Source organism: Candidatus Thermoplasmatota archaeon (assembly GCA_030018475.1).
In the GTDB taxonomy this organism is placed as follows: domain Archaea; phylum Thermoplasmatota; class JASEFT01; order JASEFT01; family JASEFT01; genus JASEFT01.
Genome location: JASEFT010000038.1, coordinates 1 through 13,031, shown reverse-complemented (window position 1 = coordinate 13,031; position 13,031 = coordinate 1). Strand labels below are relative to the sequence as shown.

Genomic DNA, 13,031 nt, shown 5'->3' with positions numbered 1-13,031 from the left:
CACCCAATCATTCTTTAGATTAGAAAAGACCTCAACGGAAATCCTAGGTCTTTTCACTGTACCAAATATTGCACTCTCTTCGTCAGTGTAGGGAAACTCTATATGGGGCATACTAGGACGTCCTCTTTCGTTCTCCAAGCAATCGAAACTCTCTTACCTTTGTATTTCTTCTTGATCTCCTCGAATTTTTTCTTTGGGTTCAACCCTTCCCAAACAACTTTATCTCCAACTTTGATTACATAGCCGAATTTTTTCATACCAATCACCTATCATATTCTATGTTGCTCTTCATATATATTGTTTTTCACAATCAGAAAAACAATTCCTGCAAATTTTAGTTTTTTCATTTTATCAAACTTCTCATTCTCTCAAACTGCTTCTCGTTTATTTCTTCAAATTTTAGCGCTCCTTCCGTACAGAACTTAACACATTGAGGGTCGTCATTGCAAAGGTCGCATTTATCTGCAAGCTCGTTTTTATCCCAAACAATCACGCCTAGAGGACAAGTCTCAACGCACTCACCACAGCCAACGCACTTATCTTTATCTATCAGCACAATATCTCCTTTTTTGTAGATCGCTTCTGTAGGACAAGAATCAATACAAGCGCCGCAGTGAGTGCACACTATTGGGACATCAACAGCAATATTTTTCTTTAGAACTTTTACTCGCGCTCTCTCTAAATTGATTAAATTCTCTTTTACTAAAGAGCATATAAGTTCGCAGTATCTACACCCAGTGCATTTATCAGGATATGGTACTAGCGTTTTCATCAATTTAGAGATAACATTGGGAAACTAAAAATATTTTCTAACTAACCCTTATAGCTTCAGGTTGTAGAATCTTCAGCTTGATATGTGGAGTAGTATTTAAATTTACGCACTGCCAAAAAACTCTTTATGCACTGCTTTAACCGCCTTTCCCAAATCTTTTACTGCAACTGTGAAATGGAATGCCACTGTGGAAGCGCCTGCAGAAATTAGCTCTACGTTAATATTCTGCTCCGCTACCGCTTTGAATATTCTGGCTGCAAGACCTTTTGTTCGCGCTAAACCTTCACCGACAACGCATATTAAAGCAATTTCGCCTAAAGATTCTACTTTTTCAATAGTACCACCTTTTACAGAGTTTAAAATTTCAAACCCTTTTTTCAAATCGTTTTTATGTAGTAGTAAAGAAACGCATGTCTGCGATGTTGTAGCTGAGTAGATGTTAATACAAATCTTACCTAAATGGGATGTAATCTCGGAAAGAGTTCCAGGCCTGTAGCCAGCACCCTTACCATAAACTTTCAACAGCCCCAAATCGTTTCTGCAAGCCACACTTTTTATTACTTCACCTTTTTTGAATGTGCTTGCTGCTATTCTACTACCTTCTTTATCAGGCTTGAATATGTTTTTTATTATAATAGGAATGTTTTTTTCTGAAACAGGCTCTACTGTGCGGGGATGAATTATCTCAGCACCGAAGTAAGCAAGTTCTGCAGCTTCATCGTAAGATAAACTATCTAGATAAAATGCATTTTTCACAATTTTAGGGTCTGCACTCATAAAACCGTCAACATCTTTCCATAGCTCTACAGCTCTTGCGTTAAGTGCGTAGGCGGCAATTGCACCGCTGTAATCGCTACCGCCTCTACCTAAAGTTGTCACATAGCCTTCCTTAGTAGCGCCAAAAAATCCTGTGAGTATTGGTAACTGTTTGTTTTTAATACTCGGTATTACTAGCTCAGAAAATTTCTCCTCACTTTCTTGCAAAAGTGCTGTAGCGCTGCCAAATGCATCATCTGTAATTATCACGCTATCGGTTTCGAATACTTTTGCATCTATATTTCTAGCTTGTAAAATACCTTTAAGTACGCACGCAGATAAGCGCTCGCCGAAACTCAAAATCAAATCTTGTGTTCTTAACGTTAGCTCTTCAGTATAAGCTATTCCGTAAAGCAACCTTTCTAATTTTTTTAGTTTATCATCGAGCTCTGGTATGAGGCTATCTAAAATCTTTTTAGGCTGAATAGCAGTCAATATTATTTCTTCATGCATTGCTCTGAGCTTCTGAATTAAACTATCTATATTGTCAATATTATTAAAATTTTTCAAATGCTCTCTAAGCATGTCAGTCACATTTTCTACTGCAGAAATTACTATTGCTTTCTCTTCTTTTTCGCGCTCGATTACGCTTGCAGTTCTCATAAACATTTCTGCATCTTTCAAGCAAGCCCCTCCAAACTTAAGTACTTTCATCTTTTTACCTCATAAATTTTATAAATTTTTTCAAATCTTTTGTAGCTAATATTTTTTGGAGTGCATGAAATAAATTAGTAAAATCTTTAGTAGCTTTGATGCTATAAGGATTGTTACTTTGGATTTCGTAGCATAGCTTTGGATCTTGAGCTATTATTTTAGTTGCTAGTTTGATCTGGGCATCAAAATTTAAAGAGCTAACTTTTATCAACCTTTTCAAAAGACTACTTTGAGTTAAAGTTTTATAAAATATTATGTTTACTGCATGGGTCAAGCTAAGTACATAAGCCATAAACTTATCATGCTGCTCCAAATCCAATTCTAAGATTCTCGCGCCTGAGCCTTTAAACAATCCTTTTATTTCTCTAACTGCCTGTGCATTACCGCAATCACAGACTAATATGTTTTTGCTCTTTAAATTCTCTACCTCCGGGCCGAACATTGGATGGATGCTAACAATTTTCTTTCCTTCTCTTGCGCCTTTGAGCAGTTGATTTTTTATAGGGCTTTTCACACTGCACAAATCGAATATTAGCGAATTCACGTCTTCTTTTATAATGTTTTCAAGTATTGCTCTTGTATTGCTTATTGGGGTAGCTAGTGCAATTAGCTTGAAGTTCAAAGCATCTTTAAAACCTGAAATGGATTTAAAGCCCCTCACTCTGCCCTGAGGATCGTTTATAAAAACCTCGTAACCTTTACTCCTTAAAAATTTAGCTAGCCATTTGCCCATTCCGCCTTTACCACCTATAACGAGAGCTTTCTTCATTTCATTAAAATTTCAATGCTCTTAGACAAAGGTCTGCAAGAGCTATTGCAGTACAGCCTTCTACAGCAACGCAAGCTCTAGGAGCTATGCAAACATCATGCCTCCCTTTAATTACTAAAGGCTCTTCTTTTAAAGTTTTGTAGTTCACAGAGCTCTGAGGTTTCTTTATACTTGAAGGAGGCTTGAATGCAATTCTGAAAACTATTGGCATACCATTAGTTAATCCTCCCAACAATCCGCCTGCGTTATTAGTTAGCGTCAGAATTCTACCTTTTACAACTTTAAATTTATCGTTATGCTCACTACCCTTAAGCTCAGCGCACTTAAATCCACTACCAAATTCTATACCTTTAACGCCAGGAATAGAGAATATTATTTTGGCAATTTCGCTTTCAACAGAATCGAAGAAAGGCTCTCCTAAACCTATAGGCACTTTTTCTACAATGCATTCTACAATGCCTCCTAAAGTATCGCCACTAGCTTTTGCTTCTAAAATTGCCTTCTCCATCTTTCTAGCAATTTCTTGGTCTGCGCATCTCACTCTGTTTTTATCAACTTCTTTTTTTAGTGCGTTGAATGGGAGCTTTTTTTCAATCTTAATATTTCCTATCTGCACGGTATGAGCGCAAATTTCAATTCTTTTTCTTGAGAGCAACTGTTTCGCAACAGCGCCTGCCATTACCAGCGAAGCTGTCAATCGTCCTGAGAACATACCGCCACTCCTATAATCGTTGAACCCTCTGTATTTTAAGTGAGCGGTAATATCAGCATGGCCAGGGCGTGGAACTCTTCTCAATAGCTCGTAATCGCTGCTATCTAAATCCTTGTTCTCAGTAATTATAGTAATAGGCGCACCAGTGCTCTTGTTCTTAAAAATACCTGATAGTATTTTCACTTTATCTTCTTCCTTTCTTTCTGTGCCTATCAGCCCTTTTGGCCTCCTTTTAGCTAGCTCTTTCTCTATGTACTTCTCGTCAAGCTTTAGTCCTGGTGGGCAGTTGTCTATAACTACGCCTACGCAATAGCCATGGCTTTCGCCAAACAGAGTTACTTTGAAAATTTCTCCTATGGTATTCATTTTAATCAATTCTCACCTCTGCACCGAGCTTTTTCAAATCTTTGATAAAGCTGGGACATGAAACTTTATAGCAATTTGGGTGCGAGATTAGCGTTTTACCTTTTGCACCAAGTGCTGCAACTGCGCAAGCCATAAGGATACGATGATCGTTTCTAGAGTCTATTTTAGCTCCTTTTAATTCTTTACCGCCTTTTATCAAAATGCCATCTTCTAATTCTTTAACATTGCACTGCATTTTTTTAAGTGCCTGCGCCATTGCTGAAATACGATCGCTTTCTTTGTAGCGAAGATGTTTTGCACCTTTAAGCTTTGTTACTCCTTTAGCATAAGCGCCTAAAACAGCAGTTACTGGAAAAAGGTCTGGTATCTCTTTGCAATCAAGCTCTATACCTCTTAATTCTTTACCTTCTACAGAAATTTCTTCTCCAGCTATTTTAACTTCAGCGCCAAACCTTTCCAGAATATCTAATATTTTTTTATCGCCTTGTTTAGTATCTAAATTTAGATTTTTAACTTTTACATTGCCTTTAGTAATAGCAGCAGCTGTGAAAAGGAACGAAGCAGATGAAAAATCGCCTGGGACATCAAAATTTTTACTAATATATTTTTGCGCGCCTTTAACTAAAAAACAATTTTTTTCTATGACTATTTCAATACCAAAATTTTTCAGTATTTCTAGAGTAATATCTAAATAAGGTCTTGACTTTAAATCCGTTGTTAAAATTATTCTAGTATCTTTTTCTGCAAGAGGTGTAGAAATGAGTAGCGAGGATATAAATTGCGAGCTAATATCGCCGCGTATACACGTAGAGCCTCCTTTAATTTTACCTTTTACGATAATAGGAGGAGTACCGTCTTTTTTAATTGAGTAGCAGGAAGCGCCTAAATAATTAAGAGCATTGAGCAAAGGGAGCATAGGCCTTTTTTTAATAGAATCGTCTCCTGTGAGTATAGTAGTGCCTTCAAGAAGGGAAGCTACGCCTGTCATCAATCTTAAAGTTGTACCTGAGTTCTCCACATTAATTATATCTACAGGCTGGCTCAAACACCGAGCTTTTATAGTAATGAAATTACGAGCTTTTTTAAATTCGGCTCCAAAAGATTTAATTGCATTAAGTGTAGCTTGAGTGTCTTTGCTAATTAAAGGATTGTAAATTTTAGCCTTGCCGCTCAAGAAACCTATTATAAAAGCGCGATGAGTATAACTTTTAGATGGCGACGCTGCAACGCTACCTTCTACTCTGCTTTTAGATACTCTAAGCAATTTCATATCAATAAGCCTTTTTGTGGTTATTTAGTTTTGTTTTTATTATTTCTGCATTCTTATCTTTGGTTTTAATCATCTCTATAATATCATAAGCTCTATCTTTAGGCGCTAATATAACAACGCTAGGTCCTGTGCCGCTAATGCCAGCTGCTATGGCGCCAAACTTTAAAGAATCTAATTCAATTTCTGAGCTTAACTTTAAATAATCGCTCCATGCAAGACTGTTAATTAGCATTGCAAGAGAATAGTTTTTTCTTAGCGCAAGTTCGAAGGCAAGCTCTGAAAATTTAGAGAGCTTTCTTGCTCTTCTTAAGTTTAATTCAGACTTTTTAATCTTCTTTTTAGGTACGTAAATTATCACATCGTAATTTTTATCTATTTTGTATCTTTTTAGAATCTTTCTTTTAGTGTTATCTGTAGCAACAACTCCTCCTAAATAAGATGCGCAAGCATCGTCGAAAGCGCCTGTAATACTAGTTTTAGCGAGCAAACTTGCATCCACACCTAAATTGATAATTTCTAAATCGTTGTATTTTTTATTTAATGCTCTATAGCATGCTAATACCACAGCATTTGCAGCTGTACTACTACTTTTCAAGCCCTTTGAAATAGGTATTTCTGAGTTTGTTATTATTCTAGCGCCATACTCTTTTTCTAAACCGAATTTTTTCAGTACCAAACGGGCGCAGTTTTCAGCTAGCTTACCACTCTCTTTAGGATCGTTTTTAATGAAGACCTCAAAAACACCAGCTTCATTTGTTAATTTTACTTCAGCTTCCGTTCTTAAATTTATACCGAACGCACAGCCTTTGCCTGTAGGAATGGCATTAACGATACTGGCAGCACCGTAGCAAAAAGCTCTTCCTATCATTTTCTCAATATTTTCCTCTTACCCAAAGCTTTTTTCATTATTTTTACAGGCGCTTTCCTATTAGTAAAAAGCTCAAATGCTTTTATACCCTGATATAATAGCATTTCAAGTCCATTAATGACCTTAGCGCCTTTTAGAATTGCAGTTCTCGTGAGCTTGGTTTCTAAGGGGTACACAAGCTCAAATACTGTAGTGTCTCTCTTAACAAATCTTTCAGGAATAATAAGTTTATTATATACTGGTGTAGCGTTTATTATAAGCTCGAATCCTCTGTTTAAATTTTTCAAATTGCTGAGCTCAACGCAATCAATATTAAAATCATTGGCAATTATTTCTGCTCTTCGCAGCGTTCTGCTCGCAATAGTAACTTTAGCATTGTTTTGTGATAGTAGATAAGCAACAGCTCTAGCAGCTCCTCCAGCACCTAACAGCAAAGTATTTGCGTTTGCTAATTTAATTCCAGCTCTTTTTAAAGCTTCGCAAGCTCCATAATAATCTGTGTTATAGCCTACAAGCTCATTTTTTTCGTTCAAAATAGTATTAACTGCTTTGATTTTACTAGCTAGTTGATCAACACGATCTAAATATTGAATAACAGTTTCTTTAAATGGCGAGGTCACATTAACACCTCTAAAATTTAAGGCTTTCAGAATTTTAAATAGTCTAGGAAGATTTTTTTCTGTAATATCGAAAAGTAGATATCTAAAATTTAAGTTGAGAGACACAAAAGCTTCGTTATGTAGCGCTGGCGAAAGTGAATGAGCTATGTTTTTACCTACAAGCCCGCAAATTCTAGTTTCTGAGTTTATGTGAGGTAAAGAACTAATGGCTATTTGCCCTTCTGCAGCCTCTTTGCCCACTTCTATCGCTGTGTAAATTATATGCTGATTTAGCACAGGCGCTAGAATTCTAGTGAGCATTCCAATTTTGCCCATCCCTATAGCAATATATTTTAGACCTGCTTCCTTAGCCTTAACAGAAGCTTCTAAAATTTTAAAATTATCTGTAGCGCTCTTTGCCCTAAACGCGACTTTTGATATATCGCCTAATTTGGAGCATTCATTAATATAGCTATAAATTTCTTCTTTCGCTGGCGTTTTAGTAAAATCATGATATGAAATAATAGTTTTTACACTGTGCTTCTTTGCGTACTCTAGAATAGCTCTGTATTTTCTAGCAGCTCTAAGCTCTACATCCAAGTAATCATAGCTATTTTCAATTATTTTTTTAATGAGCTCTAATCTTAAATTTTCACTTTTTTTAAATTCGCCGCCTTCGTAAAAAGGTCTTATTGTAGCTATAATTGGCAAAGCTATCTCCTTCCTTAGCTTAGAAATTGTAGCCCCAGATATATTTTTTAGTTTATCTAATCTCAGCTCAATTATCTGAGCTCCTTTTCTTTCGGCAAGCTTTGCATAGTTTATCATTTTATTAATCTCGCTTTCAATCAGAGATGCGCATATTAAGCTCATTTTTCTATAATTGTCTCTTTTACCAACGTACCGAAATGGCGAGCGCCATCACTTAAAAAGATCAAAACTTTATCGTCTTTTTCGAGCTCTGTAACTGAAGGAATATCTTCTTCTGAAACAAGGCGAATAGTTTCTGCGTTCTGCAAAATTACTTGATAGCGCTTGCGAGCATGCTCTGCCTCAATAAGAATTAGAGGCCTCGTCTCTATCTTCACTCTACCTATAGTTGCAGCTCTGGCACTGCCTTCTGAACTCACTATAAGCACTTCGTCGCCTGCTCTCAATTCAGAAAGATATTTTGTTTTGCCATCCGGTAGTAGGATATAGGAGTGCAAAGAGCCGGCGTTTACCCTAAAAGGCCTTGCCTCTACATATTCAGAGCTCAGAGTTTCTGAGTGCACTAGAAAGAGAGCTGAAGCTTGCGAGCCAACTAAAAGTCCTTCACCAACTTTTAAAAGACTGCATGTGTCTATGCACACGCGCTCTCCAGCAGCTATTGGCTTTATATTCACTATTTTTGCATTTACAAGTTTTAGTTTTATTTCAGATAGTTTTTCAATGTACACTTTGAGATCTTTAATTACGCTTGCGCTATCAGTATTAACTAAAACGCCATCAGTGCCTTTTTCTAAAGTTTCTAGAAATAATTTTGCATCTTCAATATTTCTTGCCTCAGCTAGAATTTTTGTGTTTGTATCTTGAAAATAAGCTATAAGATTCTCAATAGGAATGACTTTCCAGTTTTCTGTAGAAATTACTAAGTATTCAAATTTATTTGCAAGCTTTTTTGCGTATTCTAAATCTTCATTGCTTTTAATTCTAATATATTCTCCAATTTTAGAGCTTTTTGAGAACAGCTCATTACCTTTAAGAACTATAGTATTGAACACTCCGAGCTTCTCGAATTTTTTTTCCGTCTTCTCAGAGAGCACAATATCTAAGAAGTTGCTTTCTAAAGCTGTAGTTAATATTTTCTTTTTTTTGATGTCTTCAGCTTTTATCCAAATAATTTTTTTCATTTTATTTTCCATGCACTAATTTTACAATTGCTTTAGTCATTCCGACTATATTACTGTGCTGAAAAATATTTCTACCTATTGCCACGCCGCTAGCGCCTGCTTCAATAGCGCCTTTTACCATTTCCAAAACCTGAGCATCATTATCCATTTTAGGACCTCCTGCAATAATTACAGGTACGTTACAGCCTTTAACTACTTCTTTGAATGTTTCTACAGAACCTGTATAATTTGTTTTTACTATATCTGCACCGAGCTCAGCACCAATTCTTGCAGCATGCTTTACAAGTTCTACATCAAATTCTTTTTCTTTTTTTATTCTCTCACCTCTTGGGTACATCATTGCAAGTAAAGGAATACCCCATTTAGAGCATTCTTTAGAGACATCAGCTAGGGTTTTCAACATTTCGAACTCCCTCTCAGAGCCTATATTCACATGCACAGAAACAGCATCCGCACCTAGCTTTATAGCTTCTTCTACATAAGCTACTTGTATTTTATAGTTAGGAGAGCCCAAAGATGTAGAGCCTGACAAATGCATTATTAGCCCAAGATCTCTTCCATAGCCTCTATAGCCAAGCTGTACAATACCTTTATGGAGAATCACAGCGTTTGCACCACCCTCAGCAACTTTAGCTATAGTTTCCTTAATTGCTACCAAGCCTTTTATAGGTCCTAAAGTAAGACCATGGTCCATAGGCACTATTACTGTCTTTTTTGTCTCTCTATTTATTATGCGCTCTAACCTTATTTTCTTTCCTAAGCTACTCATCTTTTTATCTCACTTCCTTTGCCTTTGGATAAGAGCCTAATATTTTTAGAAATGTGGTTTTTTCTTCTAATAGCTCAAAAGCTCTTTTTATAAGTTCATCATCCCTATGACCTTCTATATCCACATAGAATATATATTCTCCAAGCTTTCTAGTAGAAGGTCTTGACTCTAAGCGGGTCATGTTAATATAGAGCTTTGCTAAAATCTCAAGCGCTTCAAAAAGAGCTCCTGGTCTGTCTAAAGTAGAAAAAATTATTGAGGTCTTATCGTTCCCAGTTCTTAAATTATCAGAATGCGCTATAACAACGAACCTTGTAGTAATGTTCTCTACATCCTGAATATCATTCTCTAAAATTTCTAAGTCATCATAAATTTTAGTAATTTCAGGCTGGGCAATAGCAGCAATGCCTTCTTTGCTAGCTCTTTCTGCAGCTTTTGAAGTGCTTGCCTCGCAAATAAGCTCGCAAGAACTAAATTTCGATCTTAGATATTCTCTGCATTGCTCCAAAGCTTGCTCGTGAGAAGCTATTTTTGCTATCTTGTTGCAATGAGCTTTTTTAGCTACAAGAGCATATCTTACAGGAATAATTATTTCATTTAAAATTTTCAAATGGCTTTTCCATAAAAGGTCTAAAGTAGTGCCAACTGCGCCGCCTAAAGAATTCTCTATCGGCACTATTCCGCAATCAGCTTTGCCGACCTCAACAAGCGCGAAAACGTCTGGTATAGTTTCGGCAAATATTAACTCTGCATTTTCAGTATATTTTTCAGCCGCTAACTGAGAATTAGAGCCTTTAGGACCTAAAACAGCGATTTTTTTAAGCTTTTCTTTTTCTAACTTCAGCTTCTCTGCTTGTAACTCTTTAGAATAAAACTGCAGCATTTTAAATATTTGCTCGATTACAAAGCTATCTAGCTTCGATTCTTCAGCCAGCTTTTTTATTCTTTTTAGCGCTTCAAGCTCTCTAGCTCTATCAATTATAGCAATTCCTAAAGATGACTTTATCGCCGCAAGCTCTTGAGCTAGTTTGCATCTTGTCTTTATCAAATCTAAAATTTTAGTATCTATTGTATCTATCTTTTTGCGATATTCTTCAATTTTTCCCTTTGCCATTTTTTATCATCCTTCGAATTTTTTTAATAGGCTCAACAAGTCAAGCCATTTCATATCTTTTCTTATAAATTCTCTTGCACTCTCATCCATAACAGAAACAGCCTTGAAGTTATCATCTCCTTTTATTAATTTATGTAATAACTCACAAATATTTTCAGCTTGCGTTTGTTTTACGAGCAATGCCAAAGCTCCTTTACTACCAAAAATACCATAGACAGAAAAATTTTCAGATTTTAAAACTTTCACTATTTTCTCTAAGTTTTCAGGCGCAGTTAGTTTTTCGCTACCTATTAATGTAATTTGACTTAAAAACTCTTTCTCAGCTACTTTCTTTCTATAAACAATCTCTGTACCTTCTGCGTCAAGAGTATTGGATTTTTCACTTATTATTTTCAATCTCATTTTTGGCGTTATGTACTCTAAAGCTTTTGGATTTATTATTCTACTCCCAGCTGCTGCAAGAATCCTAAGCTCGTCAGCACTAATAGTTTTCAGCAAATTAGACTCTTTAACTCTTTTAGGGTCTGCTGAAAAGAGACCTTCTACATCTTTAACTATTATTACTCTTTCCGCTTCCAGCATGTTTGCAAGAGCCATTGCTGTAATATCGCTACCGCCTCTACCTAATGTCGTCACAGTACCGTTTGGTGCAAGGCCTAAAAATCCACAAACAACAGGAATAACACCTTCCTGCAATAAAGGCAGCAATTTCTTTTTCGCTATTACTCTGCTTTCTTCAATCATTATATTTGCTTCGTTGTATTGCGAATCTGTGAATATGCACCACTCATCTGTTTGAGGGTCTATTACTTTAGCCTTAGCACCTAATGCTCTTAAAGCAGCAACAAATACTCTTGAAGCTAGCCTCTCGCCCATGCCCAAAATATCATCTAAATCCTGAGGTCTTAATTTCTCTTCCTTGGCTATTTCACTAGCAATTGCAAGTAATCTATCGGTTTCACCGCTTAGCGCAGAGACTACTACCACAAGCTCCTCGCCTTTATTTTGCTGCTCTATTAGCGACTTCGCTATTTTATCTATCTTTTCACCGCTTAGTGCGGAGCCCCCAACTTTAACTACAATCATATTTCTATCACCTAATTTTAATTTTTTTCTAAAAAGTTAGGTTTGGCGAGTGCAGTAATAGCTCAATAAAAAAAGAACCACAAGCTAGATTTAGAATCTGCACTCATTAGTTTTTTTAATTGATTTAGTAATATTTAAATCTAACGATGCTAAACTATGGCACGGGCTATACCAATACCTATTTAAAATCCCTTGTGCATTTCTACTTTCGTGGAGCCATTAATTATAAGTCATGGTGGCGCGGGCTCGCCTATCGAGTTCAAAGACGGTACTGAAAAAGCTGCGCAGAAAGGATTTAAGGTATTGGAAAGAGCTGATAACGCATTGAAAGCAGTAATTGAAGCTGTTATAGTTCTTGAAGACGATTTTAGATTCAATGCAGGTACAGGCTCTAATTTAAGGCTAGACGGTAAAACAATAGAAATGGATGCTGCTGTAATGCTAAGCAACGGTGCTTGCGGCGCAGTTGGCGCAATAAAAAACGTAAAAAACCCAGTTAAAGTAGCTGCGGAAGTTTTAAAAATACCTCATGTGCTCTTGGTTGGCGAGCATGCAACTAAGTTTGCAAGGAAGTGCGGTTTCAAATACTATAATCCTATAACTGAAAAAGCAGTTAAAAAACTAGAAGATATAAAGAAGAAGCTAAAAAGCGGCAATTTGCCGAAGTGGGCTGAAAAATGGAGGAATTTCAGATATTCTCGCTTTCTTGTAGGAACTGTAGGTGCTGTAGCAAGAAGCTCTAAAGAGTTTGCAGCTGCAGTCTCTACAGGAGGTACTAGCTTAATGCTGCCTGGCAGAGTAGGCGATTCTGCTGTTATAGGTGCAGGAATATATGCTGGAAAAAAAGGTGCTGTGTGCACAACAGGCGTTGGTGAAGAAATAATTAGAAATGCACTTGCAAAAACTGTTTATGATAAGTTAGAAGAGCTGGGATCGCAGGAAGCATGCGAATGGGGCGTTAAGCTATTGAAAAAATATCCTACCGGCATAATTGCAGTTACTAAAAAAGGTTATGGTATGGCTTGCAGTGAAAACATGGCTTGCACCGCTATGGGCAAGAATTTTATAAAGAGTGGAGTGAGATAAAATCAAGTTTGAAGTTGCATCGGTGAAATATAACTGCCGTATTTCTCTCTCGCTCCAATTAATCTTTGCCTCTGCTCCTCCAGTACTTTAGACTGCTTTTTGATCTTGCTGCAAAATACAGTTTCGGCGATAAAAAAAGATACAAGTTCTTTATTAACGATGAGTTGTCTCTAACTCCACACTTGCAGCGCTTAGATAGGATGCATAATGTTGGGAGAGATTACAAAATCACTTCTTTAAGCTGTTTGCAATCTAAAT

14 protein-coding genes are annotated in these 13,031 nt (G+C 36.6%); 2 read left to right on the top strand and 12 right to left on the bottom strand.

Annotated features, from left to right (window positions below; genetic code table 11):
• Positions 1–98 precede the first annotated feature (98 nt).
• The 12 genes from QMD21_05685 to QMD21_05630 all read right to left on the bottom strand — a co-directional run bounded on the left by QMD21_05685 (position 99) and on the right by QMD21_05630 (position 11,687).
• Positions 99–257 carry a hypothetical protein gene (locus QMD21_05685; GenBank protein ID MDI6856255.1) on the bottom strand — a complete coding sequence of 53 codons (159 nt, stop codon included), beginning with the start codon at positions 255–257 and terminating at the stop codon, positions 99–101.
• Between the two features lie 86 nt (positions 258–343).
• Positions 344–772: a 4Fe-4S dicluster domain-containing protein gene (locus QMD21_05680; protein ID MDI6856254.1), complete on the bottom strand. Its 429-nt coding sequence runs from the start codon at positions 770–772 to the stop codon at positions 344–346.
• A gap of 102 nt (positions 773–874) precedes the next feature.
• Positions 875–2,242 (bottom strand): aspartate kinase, encoded by a 1,368-nt coding sequence (locus QMD21_05675; protein ID MDI6856253.1) that lies wholly within the window; start codon positions 2,240–2,242, stop codon positions 875–877.
• A gap of 4 nt (positions 2,243–2,246) precedes the next feature.
• Positions 2,247–3,011 carry a prephenate dehydrogenase gene (locus tag QMD21_05670; GenBank protein MDI6856252.1) on the bottom strand — a complete coding sequence of 255 codons (765 nt, stop codon included), beginning with the start codon at positions 3,009–3,011 and terminating at the stop codon, positions 2,247–2,249.
• Positions 3,012–3,015: 4 nt separating this feature from the next.
• The gene (gene aroC, locus QMD21_05665) at positions 3,016–4,098 is read right to left on the bottom strand and encodes a chorismate synthase (protein MDI6856251.1); all 1,083 of its coding nucleotides are present in this window, start codon (positions 4,096–4,098) and stop codon (positions 3,016–3,018) included.
• Positions 4,091–5,359, bottom strand: a complete 1,269-nt coding sequence (gene aroA, locus QMD21_05660; GenBank protein MDI6856250.1) for a 3-phosphoshikimate 1-carboxyvinyltransferase — start codon at positions 5,357–5,359, stop codon at positions 4,091–4,093. The genes aroC and aroA overlap by 8 nt, the downstream gene beginning before the upstream one ends.
• A 1-nt stretch (position 5,360) precedes the next feature.
• Positions 5,361–6,227: a shikimate kinase gene (locus tag QMD21_05655; GenBank protein MDI6856249.1), complete on the bottom strand. Its 867-nt coding sequence runs from the start codon at positions 6,225–6,227 to the stop codon at positions 5,361–5,363.
• On the bottom strand, positions 6,224–7,699 hold the full coding sequence (gene aroE, locus QMD21_05650; protein ID MDI6856248.1) for a shikimate dehydrogenase: 1,476 nt from the start codon (positions 7,697–7,699) through the stop codon (positions 6,224–6,226). The genes QMD21_05655 and aroE overlap by 4 nt, the downstream gene beginning before the upstream one ends.
• Positions 7,696–8,718 carry a 3-dehydroquinate synthase II gene (locus QMD21_05645; protein ID MDI6856247.1) on the bottom strand — a complete coding sequence of 341 codons (1,023 nt, stop codon included), beginning with the start codon at positions 8,716–8,718 and terminating at the stop codon, positions 7,696–7,698. Before QMD21_05645 ends, aroE begins: the two co-directional genes overlap by 4 nt.
• Position 8,719: 1 nt before the next feature.
• On the bottom strand, positions 8,720–9,487 hold the full coding sequence (locus tag QMD21_05640) for a 2-amino-3,7-dideoxy-D-threo-hept-6-ulosonate synthase (GenBank protein ID MDI6856246.1): 768 nt from the start codon (positions 9,485–9,487) through the stop codon (positions 8,720–8,722).
• 4 nt (positions 9,488–9,491) lie between these two features.
• Positions 9,492–10,601, bottom strand: coding sequence for a prephenate dehydratase (pheA, locus tag QMD21_05635; GenBank protein MDI6856245.1), 1,110 nt, complete (start codon positions 10,599–10,601; stop codon positions 9,492–9,494).
• Between the two features lie 6 nt (positions 10,602–10,607).
• Entirely contained in the window at positions 10,608–11,687 is a 1,080-nt protein-coding gene (locus tag QMD21_05630; protein MDI6856244.1) for a hypothetical protein, read from the bottom strand.
• Positions 11,688–11,897: 210 nt separating this feature from the next.
• Between QMD21_05630 and QMD21_05625 the strand changes: the two genes are divergently transcribed.
• Entirely contained in the window at positions 11,898–12,773 is an 876-nt protein-coding gene (locus tag QMD21_05625) for an isoaspartyl peptidase/L-asparaginase (protein MDI6856243.1), read from the top strand.
• A gap of 65 nt (positions 12,774–12,838) precedes the next feature.
• Positions 12,839–13,031: hypothetical protein (locus tag QMD21_05620; GenBank protein ID MDI6856242.1), on the top strand; the 193-nt coding region annotated here is incomplete at its 3' end.

Excerpts from the sequence above, each read along its gene's own strand:
- pheA (MDI6856245.1), bottom strand. The coding sequence starts at position 10,601 with ATGGCAAAGGGAAAAATTGAAGAATATCGCAAAAAGATAGATACAATA.
- QMD21_05640 (MDI6856246.1), bottom strand. The coding sequence starts at position 9,487 with ATGAGTAGCTTAGGAAAGAAAATAAGGTTAGAGCGCATAATAAATAGA.
- QMD21_05680 (MDI6856254.1), bottom strand. The coding sequence starts at position 772 with ATGAAAACGCTAGTACCATATCCTGATAAATGCACTGGGTGTAGATAC.
- aroA (MDI6856250.1), bottom strand. The coding sequence starts at position 5,359 with ATGAAATTGCTTAGAGTATCTAAAAGCAGAGTAGAAGGTAGCGTTGCA.
- QMD21_05655 (MDI6856249.1), bottom strand. The coding sequence starts at position 6,227 with ATGATAGGAAGAGCTTTTTGCTACGGTGCTGCCAGTATCGTTAATGCC.
- QMD21_05670 (MDI6856252.1), bottom strand. The coding sequence starts at position 3,011 with ATGAAGAAAGCTCTCGTTATAGGTGGTAAAGGCGGAATGGGCAAATGG.
- QMD21_05675 (MDI6856253.1), bottom strand. The coding sequence starts at position 2,242 with ATGAAAGTACTTAAGTTTGGAGGGGCTTGCTTGAAAGATGCAGAAATG.
- aroE (MDI6856248.1), bottom strand. The coding sequence starts at position 7,699 with ATGAGCTTAATATGCGCATCTCTGATTGAAAGCGAGATTAATAAAATG.
- QMD21_05645 (MDI6856247.1), bottom strand. The coding sequence starts at position 8,718 with ATGAAAAAAATTATTTGGATAAAAGCTGAAGACATCAAAAAAAAGAAA.
- QMD21_05685 (MDI6856255.1), bottom strand. The coding sequence starts at position 257 with ATGAAAAAATTCGGCTATGTAATCAAAGTTGGAGATAAAGTTGTTTGG.
- QMD21_05630 (MDI6856244.1), bottom strand. The coding sequence starts at position 11,687 with ATGATTGTAGTTAAAGTTGGGGGCTCCGCACTAAGCGGTGAAAAGATA.